This window comes from Methylobacterium terricola, assembly GCF_006151805.1.
GTDB lineage: Bacteria > Pseudomonadota > Alphaproteobacteria > Rhizobiales > Beijerinckiaceae > Methylobacterium > Methylobacterium terricola.
Map to the genome: position 1 here is coordinate 356,832 of NZ_VDDA01000005.1, position 16,770 is coordinate 373,601.

15 protein-coding genes are annotated in these 16,770 nt (G+C 71.9%); 5 read left to right on the forward strand and 10 right to left on the reverse strand.

The genetic code is table 11. From position 1 onward, the window contains the following. Positions 1 to 50 precede the first annotated feature (50 nt). Positions 51 to 1,637 (forward strand): ABC transporter substrate-binding protein, encoded by a 1,587-nt coding sequence (locus FF100_RS14955; RefSeq protein ID WP_139036484.1) that lies wholly within the window; start codon positions 51 to 53, stop codon positions 1,635 to 1,637. Here FF100_RS14955 and FF100_RS14960 read toward each other — a convergent pair. The 5 genes from FF100_RS14960 to FF100_RS14975 form a co-directional block, all read right to left on the reverse strand. Continuing rightward, positions 1,634 to 2,635 (reverse strand): ABC transporter ATP-binding protein, encoded by a 1,002-nt coding sequence (locus tag FF100_RS14960; protein WP_139036485.1) that lies wholly within the window; start codon positions 2,633 to 2,635, stop codon positions 1,634 to 1,636. The two genes, FF100_RS14955 and FF100_RS14960, sit on opposite strands and share 4 nt — an antisense overlap. Then, positions 2,632 to 3,606: an ABC transporter ATP-binding protein gene (locus tag FF100_RS14965; protein ID WP_139036486.1), complete on the reverse strand. Its 975-nt coding sequence runs from the start codon at positions 3,604 to 3,606 to the stop codon at positions 2,632 to 2,634. Before FF100_RS14965 ends, FF100_RS14960 begins: the two co-directional genes overlap by 4 nt. Further along, positions 3,603 to 4,508, reverse strand: coding sequence for an ABC transporter permease (locus FF100_RS14970; RefSeq protein WP_425463311.1), 906 nt, complete (start codon positions 4,506 to 4,508; stop codon positions 3,603 to 3,605). Before FF100_RS14970 ends, FF100_RS14965 begins: the two co-directional genes overlap by 4 nt. Beyond that, on the reverse strand, positions 4,505 to 5,482 hold the full coding sequence (locus FF100_RS37590) for an ABC transporter permease (protein WP_205824890.1): 978 nt from the start codon (positions 5,480 to 5,482) through the stop codon (positions 4,505 to 4,507). The genes FF100_RS14970 and FF100_RS37590 overlap by 4 nt, the downstream gene beginning before the upstream one ends. Before the next feature lie 165 nt (positions 5,483 to 5,647). Further along, positions 5,648 to 6,871: an acyl-CoA dehydrogenase family protein gene (locus FF100_RS14975; protein WP_139036488.1), complete on the reverse strand. Its 1,224-nt coding sequence runs from the start codon at positions 6,869 to 6,871 to the stop codon at positions 5,648 to 5,650. Positions 6,872 to 7,202: 331 nt separating this feature from the next. Here FF100_RS14975 and FF100_RS14980 point away from each other — a divergent pair, with 331 nt between their 5' ends. Next, positions 7,203 to 8,075 (forward strand): MetQ/NlpA family ABC transporter substrate-binding protein, encoded by an 873-nt coding sequence (locus tag FF100_RS14980; RefSeq protein WP_139036489.1) that lies wholly within the window; start codon positions 7,203 to 7,205, stop codon positions 8,073 to 8,075. A 36-nt stretch (positions 8,076 to 8,111) separates the two neighbouring features. Beyond that, a complete protein-coding gene (locus FF100_RS14985; protein ID WP_139036490.1) occupies positions 8,112 to 9,497 on the forward strand; it encodes an LLM class flavin-dependent oxidoreductase in 1,386 nt (461 codons plus the stop codon). Between the two features lie 91 nt (positions 9,498 to 9,588). Here FF100_RS14985 and FF100_RS14990 read toward each other — a convergent pair whose 3' ends face one another. Genes FF100_RS14990 through FF100_RS15005 form a run of 4 tightly spaced genes read right to left on the reverse strand, consistent with a single transcriptional unit; the run spans position 9,589 to position 13,177 of the window. Beyond that, positions 9,589 to 10,140, reverse strand: coding sequence for a c-type cytochrome (locus FF100_RS14990; RefSeq protein WP_139036491.1), 552 nt, complete (start codon positions 10,138 to 10,140; stop codon positions 9,589 to 9,591). Beyond that, positions 10,130 to 11,368 (reverse strand): sulfite dehydrogenase, encoded by a 1,239-nt coding sequence (soxC, locus tag FF100_RS14995; RefSeq protein WP_139036492.1) that lies wholly within the window; start codon positions 11,366 to 11,368, stop codon positions 10,130 to 10,132. The genes FF100_RS14990 and soxC overlap by 11 nt, the downstream gene beginning before the upstream one ends. Before the next feature lie 13 nt (positions 11,369 to 11,381). Beyond that, complete coding sequence (locus FF100_RS38355; protein WP_281287286.1) at positions 11,382 to 11,816, reverse strand: ATP-binding cassette domain-containing protein; 435 nt, start codon at positions 11,814 to 11,816, stop codon at positions 11,382 to 11,384. Then, positions 11,813 to 13,177, reverse strand: a complete 1,365-nt coding sequence (locus tag FF100_RS15005; RefSeq protein WP_139036493.1) for an LLM class flavin-dependent oxidoreductase — start codon at positions 13,175 to 13,177, stop codon at positions 11,813 to 11,815. Before FF100_RS15005 ends, FF100_RS38355 begins: the two co-directional genes overlap by 4 nt. A gap of 263 nt (positions 13,178 to 13,440) precedes the next feature. Between FF100_RS15005 and FF100_RS15010 the strand changes: the two genes are divergently transcribed. After that, the gene (locus tag FF100_RS15010; RefSeq protein WP_139036494.1) at positions 13,441 to 13,893 is read left to right on the forward strand and encodes an RrF2 family transcriptional regulator; all 453 of its coding nucleotides are present in this window, start codon (positions 13,441 to 13,443) and stop codon (positions 13,891 to 13,893) included. Here FF100_RS15010 and FF100_RS15015 read toward each other — a convergent pair. Then, the gene (locus FF100_RS15015; protein WP_171070176.1) at positions 13,877 to 14,860 is read right to left on the reverse strand and encodes an FAD/NAD(P)-binding protein; all 984 of its coding nucleotides are present in this window, start codon (positions 14,858 to 14,860) and stop codon (positions 13,877 to 13,879) included. The two genes, FF100_RS15010 and FF100_RS15015, sit on opposite strands and share 17 nt — an antisense overlap. Before the next feature lie 282 nt (positions 14,861 to 15,142). Between FF100_RS15015 and FF100_RS15020 the strand changes: the two genes are divergently transcribed. Continuing rightward, on the forward strand, positions 15,143 to 16,759 hold the full coding sequence (locus tag FF100_RS15020) for an ABC transporter substrate-binding protein (protein ID WP_139036495.1): 1,617 nt from the start codon (positions 15,143 to 15,145) through the stop codon (positions 16,757 to 16,759). The last annotated feature ends 11 nt before the right edge of the window (positions 16,760 to 16,770 follow it).

Consider the following 16,770-nt stretch of genomic DNA (forward strand, 5'->3'; position numbering starts at 1 on the left):
AACAGACAACCTTCGTAGACTACCACGTCAACCATGGAAGCCCGCCCCGCATGCGTCCTCTGTACTCCCTCGGCCTCGCCGCGCTGGTCACGCTCGGCGCCAGCGGCGCCTTCGCGCAGACGCTCACGATCGGCGTCCGGGCCGGGCCGGAATCGATCGACCCGCACTACACCTCGACCGGCACCCACGCCGAGACGCTGAAGCACGTCTTCGACACCCTGGTCTGGGCGGGCGACAACCTGGAACTCCAGCCGCGCCTGGCCGAGAGCTGGCGGCTCGTCGACGACACCACCTGGGAGTTCAAGCTGCGGCCGGGCGTCAAGTTTCACGACGGGTCGGACCTCACCGCCGATGACGTGAAGTTCTCGATCGAGCGCTCGCGCAAGATCAGCGGGCCGAACCCGACCTCGGTCTATGTCCGGCGCGTCAAGGAGGTGACGATCGTCGATCCGCTCACGGTGCGGATCACGACGAACGGCCCGGCCCCGACCCTGCCGAACGACTTCGTGCGCGTCTTCGTCGTGTCCGAGAAGGCGGCGAAGGACTACTCGACCCAGGAGACCGCCAATCCGGGCTTCAACTCCGGCAAGGCGGCGATCGGCACCGGACCGTACCGGTTCGTGTCCTGGGTGCCGAAGGACCAGCTCGTGCTCGAGCGGTTCGACGGCTTCTGGGGCGGGCGCGAGCCGTGGCAGCGGGTGGTCCGCAAGGAGCTGAGCAACGACGCCGCCCGGGTGGCGCAGCTCAAGGCCGGCCAGGTCGACGTGATCGCCCGCACGCCCTCCTCCGACGTCGCGACGCTCGCGCGCGACCCGAAGCTCGCGGTCGTCTCGACCGGCACGATCTACGTCTTCAACCTCGAATTCGACTTCCGGGAGAAGCCGCCGCAGGTCACCGCCAAGGACGGCTCGCCGCTGGCCAGGAACCCGTTCCTCGATCCCCGGGTGCGGGAGGCCTTCGACCTCGCGATCGACCGCGAGGCCCTGGCCGAGTTCGCCACCGAGGGGCAGGCGAAGCCCGCCTCCCAGCTCGTGACGCCGAACATCTTCGGCTACAACCCGGGCCTCGCGGCGACGAAGCCCGACGTGAAGCGGGCCAAGCAGCTCCTCGCCGAGGCCGGCTACCCGGACGGGTTCAAGGTGACGCTCAGCTTCACCAGCGACCGCCTGCCCGGCGACCGCGAGGTCGGCACGACCCTCGCCCAGATGCTGGCGCAGATCGGCATCGCGGTCGCGGCGAACGCCCAGCCGACCGCCCTGTTCTTCCCGGCGCGCCAGCGCGGCGAGTACTCGCTGGCGATGTGGGGCTGGGCGACCTCGACCGGCGAGGCGCATTACACGCTGTCCTCGCTCACCCACACCTTCGACGCCGCGAAAGGCGCCGGCAACTACAACGTCGTCGGCTACAGCAACCCCGCCCTCGACGGCCTGATCGACGGGGCGGCGGTCGCCCTCGACGAGGGCAAGCGGCGCGGCCTGTTGCAGGAGGCGCTCGCCCTCACGGCCCGGGACCGTCCGCGCCTGCCTCTCGTCGTCATCGGCACCGCCTGGGCGGCCCAGAAGGCGAAGGTCACGGTGACGCCGCGGGTCGACGAGGACACGCTCGCGATGAACATCAAGCCGGTCGGGGGGCGCTAAAGTCCCTCGACCTCCTCGGCCCGGTGGCAGGCGACCTCCACCGGGCCGAGGGCGCGCAGGCGCGGCGGCTCGGTGCGGCAGCGCGGGACGGCGAGCGGGCAGCGGGTCCGGTAGGGGCAGCCCTCCGGACGGTCGAGGGGCGAGGGCAGCTCGCCCCGGATCGGCTCCAGGACGGGGGCGTCGCCCTCCTCCGTCACCAACCGGGGCACGCTGGCGAGGAGCGCCCTCGTATAGGGATGGCGCGCCGCCGTCGCGATTTCCGCCGCCGGGCCGATCTCGACGATCCGGCCGAGATACATGATGGCGATCCGGTCGCAGAGGTGGCGCACCACCCCGAGGTCGTGGCTGATGAACACCATCGTCAGCCCGAGCTCGCGCCGCAGGTCCAGGAACAGGTTGACGATCTGGGCCTGGATCGAGACGTCGAGGGAGGCGACCGGCTCGTCGCAGACCAGGAGGTCGGGCCGCATCGCGAGCGCCCGGGCGATCGCGACGCGCTGGCGCTGGCCGCCCGAGAACTGGTGCGGGAAGCGGTCGGCCGCGGCCGGGTCGAGCCCGACCCGGGTCAGCCAGTCGGCGATGGTGGCGCGGGCCTCGCTGGCCCGCGTCAGCCCGTGGGCGAGCGGGCCCTCGGCCAGGGTCTCGCCGACCCGCATGCGCGGGTCGAGGGAGGCGTAAGGGTCCTGGAACACCATCTGCACGCGCGTCGTGCGCTTGCGCCCGGCCACCCGCACCGGCTCGCCGTCGAGGAGGACCGCGCCGCGGGTCGGCGTCGCGATGCCGGCGGCGATGCGGCCGAGGGTGGACTTGCCGCAGCCCGATTCGCCGACGAGGCCGAGCGCCTCCCCGCGGGCGACCGCGAGATCCACCGCCTCGACGGCGTGGACCGCGCGGTCGGGGACGGGCCGACCGAGCGCCGCGCCGAGCCGGGCGAGGAGCGGCGCCGGGACGGGGAAGCGCTTCGTGACCCCCTGGAGCGCGAGGAGCGGCGGGGTCATGCCGCCTCCAGCGGGTGGTGACAGCGAAAGCCGTGCCCGTCCGATTCGCGCCGCTCCGGATCGAGGGTCCGGCACAGCTCGGTCGCGCGGGCGCAGCGAGGATGGAAGGCGCAGCCCTCGGGCCGGGCGAGGAGCGAGGGCGTCGTCCCGGGGATCGGGGCCAGCGGCTCGCCAGGTCTCGCCCGCGCCGGCAGGCTGTCGAGGAGGCCGCGCGTGTAGGGATGGCGGGGCGCGCGCAGCACCGTCCGCACCGGGCCGTCCTCGACGATCCGCCCGGCATACATGACCGCGACCCGCTGGGCGATCGACGACACGACCGCGAGGTCGTGGCTGATCCACACCATGGCAACGCCGGTCTCGCGCACGAGGCCGATCATCTCGCGCAGGATCTGAGCCTGGATCGAGACGTCGAGCGCGGTGGTGGGCTCGTCGGCGATCACGACCGAGGGCCGGTTGAGCAGGGCGACCGCGATGGCGACGCGCTGGCGCAGGCCGCCGGAGAGCTCGTGCGGGTAGGCGGCAAGACGGCTCTCCGGGGCGGGGATGCCGAGGCGGGTCATCAGGTCGAGGCAGCGCGCCCGCCGCTCGGGGCCCCGGACCCGCCCGTGGGCCGCGAGCACGAGGTCCATCTGGCGCCCGACCGTGAGCATCGGGTTGAGCGTCGCCATCGGGTCCTGGAACACCATGGCGACCTCGCGCCCGCGCAACGTGCGCAGGTCGCGGGGGGCGAGGCCCACCAGCTCGCGGCCCTGGTAGCGCACCGAGCCGCCGACGATCCGCCCCGGCGGGTCGACGAGGCCGAGGATCGAGAAGCCGGTGATGCTCTTGCCCGAGCCCGATTCGCCGACGAGGCCCAGCACCTCGCCGCGCCCCAGGGTGAAGGAGACGCCGTCGACCGCCCGCACCAGCCCGGCCCGGGTGGAAAAATGCGTGCGCAGGTCGGCGACCGCGAGGGTGGGCTCGTCCGTCACCGGCGCAGCCTCGGGTTCAGCTGGTCGCGGATCTGGTCGCCGACGATGTTGACCGCCGTGACGAGCACCACGAGGGCGAGGCCGGGGAAGACCGAGATCCAGTAGCGGCCCGACAGCATGTACTGGAACCCGTTGGCGATCAGCGTGCCCAGCGACGGCTCGGTCGGCGGCAGGCCGACGCCGAGGAAGGACAGGGTCGCCTCGAGCGAGATGGCGCTCGCGACCTGCACGCTCGCCACCACGATCACCGGCGGCAGGGCATTGGGCAGGATGTGGCGCCACAGCACCCGGGCGCCGGAGAGCGGCGTCGACAGGGCCGCGGCGACGTAGTCCTTGTGCCGCTCGGCCGCCGCCGCGCCGTGGGCGGTGCGCGCCACGTAAGCGTATTGCGCCGCCACCAGGGCCGCGACGAGCTGGAGCTTGCCCTGCCCGAGCACGGCCGAGAGCACGAAGGCCAGCAGGATCGCCGGGAAGGAGAGCTGCAGGTCGACGAGGCGCATCATCGCCCCGCCGATCCGGCCGCCCAAAGCCGCGGCGGTGACGCCGGCGGCGGTGCCGATGGCGAGCGCCAGCCCCCCGGCGAGAAGCCCCATCTCGAGGGAGATGCGCAGGCCGTAGAGCATCGCCGAGACGAGGTCGCGCCCCTGGGCGTCGGTGCCGAGCCAGTGGGTGTAGCCGCCCGAGCCGACGAAGCCCGGCGGGCGCCGCGCGTCGCGCAGCGACAGGGCGGCGAGGTCGTAGGGGTCCTGCGGCGCCACGAGCGGCGCGAGGACCGCCAGCAGCACGATTCCCGCCACCACCGCGAGGGCGGCGAGCGCGACCCGGTTCTCCCGGAACTCGCCGGCGAAGCGGCGAAGCGGCGTCTCGTGGGTGGTCACTTGCGGTACCGCTTCGGGCGTCACGCGGCGCTCCTCGCGCGGCGCAGCCGCGGGTCGAGGGCGGCGTAGGCGAGGTCGACCAGGAGGTTGATCAGCGTGAACAGGAGCGAGATCAGCACGAGGTAGGCCACCATCACCGGCCGGTCGAGGGAGGTGATCGAGTCGATGATCAGCTTGCCGAGGCCGGGCCAGGAAAAGATCGTCTCGGTCACGACCGCGAAGGCGACCGTCGAGGCGAATTCGAGCCCGAGCACCGTCACCAGCGGGATCGCGATCAGGCGCAGGACGTGGTGGCGCAGGACCGCCCATTCCGACAGGCCCGCCGCGCGGGCGAACTTCACCGTGTCGCCGAGCATGATCTCCAGCGTCCCGGCCCGGGCGAGGCGGATCATCAGCGCGAGCTTGAACAGCGCGAGGTTGAGCGCCGGCAGCACCAGGTGGGCGAGGCCGTCCAGGGTGAGGAAGCTCCATTCGGTGCCGAGCACCCGCACGGTCTCGCCGCGCCCGCCCGCCGGCAGCCAGCCGAGCCAGACCGCGAAGACGAGGATCAGGATCAGGCCGATCCAGAATGTCGGCACCGAGACGCCGACCACCGAAGCCGCCATCACGGCCCGCGCCGCGGGGCTGCCGGGCCGGTAGCCGGCATACATGCCGAGCGGCACGCCGACCGTCACGGCGATCAGGATCGCCGACAGCGTCAGTTCCAGCGTCGCCGGGAGCCGGACCAGGATGAGGTCGAGGACCGGGACGCCGTAGACGAAGGAGCGCCCGAAATCGCCGTGGAGGAGCCGGTCGAGGAAGCCGAGATATTGCCGCCAGAGCGGCAGATCGAGGCCGTAGCGGGCGATCACCTCGGCCCGCACCGCCTGGCTGGCATCCGGTCCGATCAGGACGTCGATCGGGTTGCCGATCGCGTAGACGCCGGCGAAGACCAGCATCGACATCGCCAGCATGACGGTGGCGGCCTGGATGAGGCGCCGGAACAGGAGCTCGACCATGGCCTCGGGGTGAGTGGGACGGGCGATCGGGGCCGGCACCCGGCGCGGCGGGCCCGACCGCCTGACGCGGGAAGCCCGGCCATCATCGCCAGCCGTCGTGCGCCTGCAAGCGCGGCGCGGCGGTTTTCGCCGCACTGGTGCGCGGCGACATCAGGGGCGGGCCGCTCACGCCTCGCCGACGCGGTACTGCCGCGGCGGGGCCGCACCGTTGACGGCGAAGTCGCCGACGGTGCGGTCGCGGTAGATGCGGGGGTTGTGCGTCGCGATGGTGCGGGCGTTGCGCCAGTGCCGGTCGAGGGCGAGGCCGCGCCGGGTCGAGGAGGCGCCGAGCGCGTCGAAGAGCTGCGTCGTGGCGTCGAGCACCAGCCCGGTCACCACCGTCACCGCCTGGTTGACCTCGACATCGGCCACCGTCGCGGCGACGGCCGCCCCCTCCGGGTCCCCGGACCGGTCGGCCTCCCACACGCGCCCGACCGCCTCCGCCGCCTTGAGCACGATCGCGCCGGCCGCGTAGGCCGCACCGCGCACCCGGCCGACCACCTGGAGCACCTGCGGGTCGTCGGCGGTACGGGCCGTATTGCCGTGGCTGTAGACCCGGGTGCGCTCGGCGACGAGGCGGGCGACGTCGCCGGCCGCCGCCCGGCCGATTCCGGCGAGCGTCGCGAGGTGGACGAGCTGGTAGAACGCCACGGCGTAGCGGAACCGGCCGGGATCGGGGTTCACCCAGGCCGCCTCCACGGCGACGCCCGTGAACCTGGCCGTCCCGCTCGCGGTCAGCGCCTGGCCGAAGCCGTCCCAGTCGTCCAGCACCTCGACCCCGGCGGCGCGCCGCGGCACCGCGGCGCCGACCGGCTGGCCGGCCTCGTCCACCGCGGCGAGGTGGATCCAGTCGGAAAAGAGCGAGCCGGTGGTGTAGAACTTGGTGCCGTCGAGCACGTAGGCGTCGCCGCGCCGCTTGAGCACGGTGTCGAAGCTGCCGACCTTGGCGGTGCCGGTCTCCGAGACGCCGCTGCCGACCGTCTCGCGTGCGGCGATCCGTGGCAGCCACTGGCGGCGCCAGTCCGGATGGGGCGAGTTCAGCACGTCCTCGGTGAAGCCGAAATGCGCGCGCAGCGCGTTCGTGACGTTGGGATCGCCCTCGGACAGCTCGACCAGGAGCCCGAACAGCTCCGGCAGGCTCGCGCCGTGCCCGCCCTCGTCGGGCGGCAGCCGCAGGGTGGTGAAACCGGCCTCCTTCAGCGCCGCGAGCTCGGCGTGGGGCAGGCGTCGGTCGTGGTCGCGCGCGGGCGCACCCGCGCGGATGTCGCGAAAAACCGGCCGGAAACGCTCGGCCAGATTTTCGTAGCGGGCGCTCGGGCCCGCCCCCCAGCCGGCCTGGATCTGCGTCATCTCGATCGTCCCATCCTGTCGGCCGGCGCTTCCCGCTCGGGATCCCGTCAGGCCGAACCTTGCGCCGGCCCCCACGCACGCGTTCTTTTAAGAGAACGAACGGGAGGCAATCGGCTCTGCAATAGGGATCTTTTCGCCGGAGGCAGCGTGCCAGGCAAGCATTGATGATCGGGGACACAGCTGTTTTAACGCTTTCGGAATATTCATGCTGTGCCGGAGCGGCTGTAAAGAAGCACTCTTTCGATCCTGTCGTTCTACAAAAAGAACATTCTCGTTGACAGGGGCCGGGGCGCGGCCGAGCCTGTCGCCTCTCCCCTCACCGGAACTCACGATGATCGCCGATCCGCCCTTTGATCGTCCGCGCGGCCGTCCCCTTGTCGCCACCCTGCTCGGGCTGGTCGCCCTGCTCGCGACCGCCGCCGCTCCGGCCCTCGCCCAATCGGGCACCCCCATCACGGCGTCGATCGAGACACGCGACCTGCGGGTCGGCTTCACGCCGGGGCCCTACGAGGATGCGTTCAAGGCCGGCGCCGCGCCTGTCCTCGGCGCGCAGGGCTACCGCATCGCCTACGCCCATTTCAGCACCGGGCTCGAGGTCAACAAGGCGGTGGCCTTCGACGAGATCGACGCCAACGTGATGCAGCACAGCGTCTACCTGAAGGCCTACAACGAGCGGAACGGCACCGACCTCGTCGGCATCGTGCAGGTGCCGACGCCGCCGATGGGGCTCTACTCGCGCAAGCACAGGACGCTCTCGGCCGTGCGCCCGGGCGCGACCGTCGCGGTGCCGAACGATCCGGTGAACCTGGAGCGGGCGCTCAAGATCCTGCGCGACGCCGGCTGGATCGGGCTCAAAGCCAATGCCAACCCGGTCGACGTCACCGAGCTCGACGTGACCGCGAATCCGAGCGGCATCCGCATCGTGCCGCTGGAGGCCGCCCAGGCGCCGCGCGCCCTCGACGACGTCGACTTCGCGGCGATCCAGGGCAACTTCGCGATCTTCAGCGGCCTCAAGCTCACCGAGGCCCTGGCGCTCGAGACGATGACTGCTCCTTACATCAACGTGGTGGCGGTGCGCCGCGTCCACGCGGAAACGCCGTGGGCGAAGGCGATCGTGGCGGCCTACCGCTCGGACGCGTTCCAGGCGGCGATCCGGGCCGACCGCTTCTACGACGGCTTCACCCTGCCGGACTATTTCCGCTGATTCCGCGCCCGTGATCCCGCACCTGGAGGCCTCCTCATGACGAAGCCGATCCGCGTCAACGGGTTCGCGATCCACAGCCCGGTCCATCTCTCGCCCGGCCTGTGGACCCACCCGCGCGACCGCTCGCTGGAGTTCAACACGCTGGGCTACTGGACCGACGTGGCCCGGCTCCTCGAACGCGGCCTGTTCGAGACCCTGTTCATCGCCGACGGCATCGGCATCCACGACGTCTATGGCGGCACGGCCGCGGCGGCCCTGCGCCGCGCCGCCCAGGTGCCGAAATACGATCCGATGCTGCTCGTCTCCGCCATGGCGGCGGTGACGGAGCATCTCGGCTTCGGCATCACCGCCTCGGTCTCCTACGAGCCGCCCTTCACCCTGGCGCGGCGCTTCTCGACCCTCGACCATCTCACGGAGGGGCGCATCGCCTGGAACGTCGTCACCGGCTACTCGGCGGCGGCCTCGCGGGCGGTAGGCCGCCCCGGAATCACCGCCCACGACACTCGCTACGACATCGCCGACGAGTTCCTCGACGTGGTCTACCGCCTCTGGGAGGAGAGCTGGGAGGACGGCGCGGTGTTGCGCGACCGGGAGCGCGGCCTGTTCGCCGATCCCTCAAAGATCCACCGCATCGAGCACACGGGCGAGCATTTCCGGATGGAGGGCATCCACCTCGTCGATCCCTCGCCGCAGCGCACGCCGTTCCTGTTCCAGGCCGGCGCCTCGAACCGCGGCCGCGACTTCGCCGCCGCGCATGCCGAGGCGGTGTTCCTGAGCGACCCATCGAAGGCCGCCATCAAAGCGACCGTGGCCGACACCCGCCGCCGTGCCGCCGCCCGGGGGCGCGATCCCGCCGGGATCCTGTTCTTCGCCCTGATGACGGTGATCGTCGGGCGCACCGAGGCGGAGGCGCACGACAAGCACCGCGACTACCTCGCCCACGTCGATCCGGAAGGCGCGCTCGCCCTGTTCTCGGGCTGGACCGGCATCGACCTCGCGCCCTACGACCTCGACGATCCGTTCCCGGTGATCCGGAAGGACAACGCGGTCGCCTCGCTGGTCGAGTCCTTCGCCCGCGCGGAGAAGGCCTGGACGATCCGCGAGATCGTCACCCACAACGCCATCGGCGGGCGCGGCCCGGTCCTGGTCGGCTCGGCCGCGCAGGTGGCCGACGCCCTGGAGGCCTGGATGGACGAGACCGACATCGACGGCTTCAACCTGAGCTACGCGGTGACGCCCGAGGGCTACGGCGACTTCATCGACCTCGTCGTGCCGGAGTTGCAAAGCCGCGGCCGCTACAAGACCGCTTACGCGCCGGGCCCTCTCCGGGAGAAGGTGTTCGGGTCTGGCCGCCGGCTGCTGCCTGGGAGCCATCCGGCGGCACGGTTCCGGCGGGGGGTGGAACAGGGGATCGAGGCGTAGGGCGTCGAAGACCCCAGAGGGAAGGACAGCGTCACGGCCCAAGCCGTGACGCTGTCTCGTGCCGTCGGCGTCCCGCCGCTCCAGGCACCCTTCAAGGCCTCTGCACGTCCGGCCGGGCATCCGGCACGAAGCCGGCCCGGTTCGGCATCGCGACGGCAGGCAGGCTCCTCGCGTCGAGGACGGCATCCGCCGGCACGATCCCGTTGAGGTGCAGGAGGTAGGCCGAGACCGCGTAGACCTCGGCATCGGACAGGGATTGCGGCGCGTCGAACGGCATCGCCCGGCGGACGTAATCGAACAACGTCGTGGCGGTGGGCCAGAAGCTGCCGACCGTGCGCACGGGCTTGGCTGTCGCAAGCGTGCCCTGCCCGCCGACCAGCCGGTCGGCCGCCCCGCCCTGGCCGGTCTCGCCGTGGCAGGCGGCGCAGCGGGCGGCGAAGACCGCGCGGCCCTCCGCGACGCTGCCATGGCCGGGCGGCAGCCCGGCGCCGTCGGGGCGCACGTCGATGTTCCAGGCGGCAATCGCGTCCGGCGTCGCGGGCCGGCCGAGGCGGTGAGGGCCAAGGGGATCGGCCGAGGCCGCGCCTGTGAGGATCAAGCAAGCCGCGCCGACGGCGGCTCCCGAGACAATCTCACGCCACATGCCGCACGCTCCCGCCGGCCGCGACCTGCCAGCCATAGATGCCGTTGAAGTGGTAGATCGAGTTCGTGCCGCGGGCGGCGACCAGCGCCTCGCGGGTCGGCTGGCGATAGCCGGTCTCGTCGGTGGCACGGCTCTGGATCAGGGCCGGACCGCCGTCCCAGCGCCAGGGCAGGCGGAAACGGGTGAGGCAGCGCGACAGCACCGGCTCCTGCAAGGCGGCCGGGCGCCAGGAGACGCCGCCATCGACCGAGACCTCGACCCCGGTGATGCGTCCCCGGCCCGACCAGGCGAGGCCCGAGATCTCGTAGGCCCCCGGCTCCTTGAGCTGGTGCCCGCCGGACGGCGTGGTGACGACGGACTTCGCCTCCATGGTGAAGGTGAACTGGCGTGCCGTGCCGTCGGGCATCAGGTCGGTGTATTTCGAGGTCTCCTCGCGGGTCTGGAACGGCCGGTCGCCGAGCTTGATCCGGCGCAGCCACTTGATGCTGAGGTTGCCTTCGAGGCCGGGCAAGAACAGCCGCAAGGGGTATCCCTGCTCCGGTCGCAGAGCCTCGCCGTTCTGGGCGTAGGCCAGGATCGCGCCGTCGAGGGCCGAGAGCGGCAGGCTGCGGGTCATCGCGGCGGCATCCGCCCCTTCCGCCAGCAGCCAGGTGGCGTCCGGCCTGACACCGACCTCGTCGAGGAGCGTGGCGAGCTCGACGCCGGTCCACTCGGCGCAGCTGAGGAGCCCGTGGGTGTCCTGAACCGTCCAGGCCGGGTTGGTTGTCTGCCAGGCCGGGGTGTTGCCCGAGCATTCGAGAAAGTGCAGCCGCGACACGCTGGGGAAGCGGGCGAGGTCGTCCATGGTGAGGATCAGGGGCCGCGCGACGAGGCCGTGCACCACCAGGCGGTGCTGCTCGGGATCGATCGCCGGCACGCCGCCGTGGTGGCGCTCGAAATGCAGCCCGTTCGGGGTGATCGTGCCGTGGAGGTGCTGGAGCGGCGTGCCGGTCGAGGCGGCGCCCGGGAAGGCCGGGGCCGTGCGCGGCTTGCGGGCCAGACGCTCGAAGGACGAGGGCACGCCGTAGCCGGGGCTGGCGACGCCCCTGCCCGGCTCGCGGGTCCAGATTGGAACCTGGAGTGCCGGGACCTGCAGCGGCCCCTCGGCGGCGAGCGCGCTGCCGCTGACGCCAAGCGCCCCGGCGAGGAAGCTCCGGCGCCCGAAGAGCGGGACGGAGGATGGTGGCATGGGAAACACTCCTTCATACCCTCGCGCCTTGGCATCGACGCGTCGATGCCAAGGCGTCCGGCGCATCAGCGCCGGCGCCCGTTCGGGCTTGCCTTGCGCAGCCGAACGGATCCGTTCGACGGCGCGGCGGTGTCGGACGGCGTGCCAGCGGAGGAGCCGGCCGCGAGCGAGGCGGCGGTGACAGTGAGCAGGACGCCGCGCATCTCCAGATCGGACGCCCGTCATGGCGCACTGCGCCGTCATGGGCGGGATCGAGCCCGGCGACGATACGCAGGAGCGTCGACGTCCCGCAGCCGCTCGCCCCCACGATGGTGACGAACTCGCCCGGAGCAACGCTGAGGTCGATGCCGTCGCGGGCCCGCAGGGGCCGGCCGTCGACGGTGAAGTCCGTCGCCCCGCGGGCGATCGCGCTCCGGCTGTCCGGCGTGAGGCGCGCTCCGCGTGTCACTCGGCTGCCTCGCGGCCGGTGGTCCGGGCGCGGATGCGGTGGGGCGGGCGGCGCACCCTGAGATGCTCGCGCAGGGTCCGGCCGGCATACTCGGTCCGGAACAGGCCGCGGCGCTGCAATTCGGGGATGAGCAAAGTCGCCACGTCGTCGAGCCCGGTCGGCAGGATCGGCGGCATGATGTTGAAGCCGTCGGCGCCGTAGGCCTCGAAGCGCTCCTGGAGCGCGTCGGCGACGTCGGAGGCGGTGCCGACGAGCGTCCAGTGCCCGCGGGCTCCGGCGATCCGTAGATAGAGGTCGCGGATCGACAGGGTCTCGCGCCGCGCCAGCGCCACCAGCAGCGCCTGCCGGCTCTTGCCCCCGTTCGTCTCCGGCACGTCCGGCACCGGCCCGTCCTCCGGGTAGCCCGCGAGGTCGATGCCGAGCATCCGCTCGAGGAGCGAGCGGCCGACCACCGGATGAACCAGGGCCTGCACGGCGTCGTACTTGTCCTGCGCCTCCGCCCGCGTGCGGCCGAGGAACGGCATCGCGCCCGGCATGATCTTGAGGTCGTCCGGCGCCCGGCCGTGGCCGGCCAGCCGCCCCTTCACGTCGGCATAGAACGCGACCGCGTCCTCCAGCGTGCCTTGCGCCGTGAAGATCACCTCGGCGGTGCGCGCGGCGAGCGCCTTGCCGGCCTCGGAGGAGCCGGCCTGCACCACCACCGGGTGCCCCTGCGGCGGACGCGGCACGTTGAGGGGGCCGCGGACGGAAAAGTGCTCGCCCCGGTGGCCGAGCACGTGGAGCTTGGCGGGATCGAAGAACAGGCCCTCGTCCTTGTCGCGGACGAAGGCGTCGTCCTCGTAGGTGTCCCAGAGCCCGGTGACGACGTCGACGAACTCCTCCGCTCGGTCGTAGCGGCGGGCATGGGCGAGGTGGGCGTCGCGGCCGAAATTCCACGCCTCGCGCTCGTCGGCCGAGGTGACGAGGTTCCAGCCGGCCCGGCCGCCGCTCAGGTGGTCGAGCGAGGCGAACTTGCGCGCGACGTGGAACGGCTCGTTGTAGGTGGTCGAGGCGGTGGCCACGAGGCCGATGCGCTCGGTCACCGCCGAGAGATGCGAGAGCAGGGTCAGCGGCTCGAACTGGCCGACGTAGCGGGTCGCCGTGCGGCTGAGCGCGTCGATGTCGTCGCCCCGGATGCTGACGCCGTCGGCGAGGAAGATCAGGTCGAACTTCGCGGCTTCCGCGACCTGCGCGAGGCGCCGGTAATGGCCTGGGTCGATGCCGGCATCGGCCTTGGCGTCCGGATGGCGCCAGGCGGCGACGTGGTGGCCGCCCGGATACAGGAAGGCGCCGAGATGCAGGGTGTCGTCGCGACGCGCCATGTCGTCAGCCTCGTAAGCCGTCTGCCTCGCTCGTAGAACCGCGGATCGCACCCACCGGTCGCAGCGGTCTCGCGGTTTCAATCTATTTAGTCAATAATTTTCATGTACTATAGAGAGAGGCGAAGGCCGCTGGCACCCTGCGGCCTCCCGCACCGCCATCTCCCTGGGAGGAAGTCTACCCAGCCAGTCGACAAATCCCCATCTCTCCGGCACCGCTTGCCGGCCCGCCTCTTCCGCAGACCCCCGTCACACGCAGGACGACGATGCTGACCAACAAGGGCAAGTACGGGCTCAAGGCGATGGTCCATCTCGCAGGCCTGCCCCCGGGCACCCGCATCGGAGTCGCCGAGATCGCCGAGGCGCACCGCATCCCGAAGAAATTCCTCGACGCGATCCTGGGCGACCTGCGCAATGCCGGCTTCGTGCACAGCAAGAAGGGACCGGGCGGCGGCTACGCTCTGGCGCGACCGGCCGAGGAGATCCGCATCGGCCACGTCGTGCGCGCCCTCGACGGCCCGCTCGCGCCGCTGCCCTGCGCCAGCCGCACCGCCTACCGCCCGTGCGAGGATTGCGCCGACGAGGCGGGGTGCGCGGTGCGCCTCGCCATGCTGGCGGTGCGCAACAGCATCGCGGGCATCCTCGACAACCTCACGCTCGAGCAGATGCGGTCGCTGCCGCAGGCGGAGGCCGAGGCGAGCCTCACCTACCACATCTGAGCACAACGTCCTCGCGTCCCGGACTCGCCTGCGCCTGCGCCGACGCGACGGCCCCCTCCGCGACGCGCCCGGCGAGCCAGGCGCAGGCAGCGTCGAGGTCGAGGAGGCGGGGTGCTGCGTAGGGCATCAGGTCCGCCGGATGACCGGCGAAGAGCCGGTCGGCCGCCCCCGGCGCGACGGACAGGCCGCTGGCGCGGGGCAGCAGCAGCCCGCGCACGACGAGGTCGCGCAGGAGGGCGCTCGGCCTCAAGCCGTCGCGGCGCGTGACCGGGCCGTCCGTCCCGCCGCCGAGGATCCGGTCCCACGCCCGTCGGCCGTGGCGCAGGAGGCGCTCGCGCGCCTCGTCGGGCAGGTCATGCCAGAGGGCGGGGGCGCTCAACCGCAGGCCCGCCACCGCCACGTCGAGGCCGACCCCGCGGCCTTCGGCCTCCCGCACCAGCGCCCGTAAGGACCGCACCAGGGCGGCGGCACCGGTCCCCAGGGGCAGGTCGGCCGGGTCGAGACGGAGCGCACGGATCGCGGCGTTCCGCTCCCGCGGCGGCGCGCCTGAGGCCGGCGGTTGCAGGGCGAAGGCCAGCACCGCGGCGCGCCCGAGATAGGTGGTCCCGTCGGCCGTCCGCGCCGCCACGCCTTGCGGCGTGGATGCGACCGACAGGCAGGTCGTCTCGGCGACGTGGAGACGCCCCGCATGCTGCCGCAGCGCCTCGACGAGGTGCAGCGGGGCCAGAGGCAGCGGGCCCGTCTCCTCGGCCAGCAGGGTCGCGAACTCAGCCCGGCGCAGGCGGCGACAGCGGGAGCCCGACGCCTCGATCACGGTGACCTGCACCCGCGCCTCGCGGCGCAGCAGGTGGGAGGCTAGCCCCAAGCCGCTCGCGCTCGCTCCGATCACCAGGACGTGGCGGCCGCGGGCGGCTGGGGAAGGCCCGGCATCGAGACGGCGGGGTCCCGTGGGCTGCGTCTCCGGCATCGATCGATCCTCAGGCACGGTTGGGCAGGCTTTGACGGGTGACAATCTCTGCGCTTCCCACCGGGCGGTCAACGAGAATGTTCTCTTTATAGAACGGACCTCGAAGGAATTATCTACTGTCTAAGGCATTTTCCAGAGAAGACAGGCGGTAATATCATTGGGCACCGCCTGCTCAGCGCTGCATATCGCTCGCGCACCAAGCAGTCCGGCTCTCGTCCGCCGAAGTTCGTTCGTTTAAAAGAACGAATTCCCGATATCTCCTCATCTTGGAGCGCCTGCGTCATGGCCTTCACGCGCCGCCATGCGACCCGCCTGCTCCTGAGTGCCGCAGCGGGCACCGCCCTGTTGGCCATCCCGTCCGGCTCCCCGCTCCGCGCGGCCCCGGCCGGGACGCCGGTCCGCGGCGGCACGCTCCACTGGGTGTTCTTTCCCGAGCCGCAGGCGATCATCGCCATCTACACCACGTCGGGCACCGGCCAGACCATCGGCAGCAAGATCAACGAGGGGCTGCTGCGCTACGCCACCGACATGACCCCGTTGCCCCACCTCGCGACGGAATGGGCGATCAGCCCGGACGGCCTGCGCTACCGCTTCGCCTTGCGGCGCGGGGTGACCTGGCACGACGGCCGGCCGTTCACCGCCGCCGACGTGGCGTTCTCGCTCCTGCGCCTGCGCGAGGCGCATCCGCGCGGGCGCATCACCTTCGCCAACGTCGCCGAGGTGCGCACGCCCGACCCCCACAGCGTCGAGATCGTGCTGTCGCGGCCGGCCCCGTTCCTGATCAGCGCCTTCGCGGGGGCGGAATCCCCCATCGTGCCGCGCCACATCTACGGGGCGATCCGGCCGGAGGCGAGCGCGAGCCTCGCCCGGACCATCGGCACCGGGCCGTTCCTGCTCAAGGAATGGGTGCCGGGCAGCCACCTCCTGTTCGAGCGGAACCCGAATGACTGGGACGAGGGCAAGCCCCATCTCGACCGGATCGTGATGCGGATCATCACCGATCCGGGCGCCCGGGCGGCGGCATTCGAGGCCGGCGAGGTCGATCTCGGCGGCAACCCGGTCCCGCTCGCCGACCTCGCCCGCCTGCGGGCGCTACCGAAGCTCGTGGTCGACACCACGACCTACGCCTATTCCGGGCCGCAGACCCAACTCTTCTTCAACCTCGATTCCGGGGTGCCGCAAGACGTGAGGGTGCGCCGGGCGGTGGCGCACGCCATCGACCTCAAGGCGCTGCTGGCGGCGGTGTATTTCGGGCACGGTGCGGTCTCGCCGACCCCGGTCAGCGTCGTGCATCCGAAATTTCACGACGCGAGCCTCGGGCCGGTGCCGTTCGACGTGAAGCGGGCCGAGGCTTTGCTCGACGAGGCCGGCCACCGCCGCGGTCCGGGCGGCACCCGCTTCCCGCTCCGGCTCACCCTCAACCCGTTCCTGGAGGGGCGCTACGGCGACTTCATCCGCCAGGCGCTGACGCGGATCGGCATCGCGGTCGACTTCCAGCGCCTGGATCTCGCGACCTACCTCACCCGAGTCTACCGCGACCGCGCCTTCGACGTGACGATCGAGTCCCTGTCGAACACCTTTGACCCGACGATCGGGGTGCAACGCGCCTACTGGTCGAAGACCGTCAAGCTCGGCCTGCCGTTCTCGAACGCCGCGCACTACGCCGACCCGGAGGTCGACCGCCTGCTCGAAGCCGCCGCGGTCGAGCCCGACGAGGCGCGCCGCCGCGACCTGTTCGTCGCCTTTCAGCGCCGCATCCGCGCCGACCTGCCGTCGGTCGACCTGATCGCCCCCTCCGGCATCATCGTGGCGCACCGCAGGGTGAAGAACTTCGCCCCCGGCGTCGAGGGGATCACCGGCAATTTTGCGGATTTGTACGTTGACCCGCGGGAGGCGTGAGGAGCGCCGGC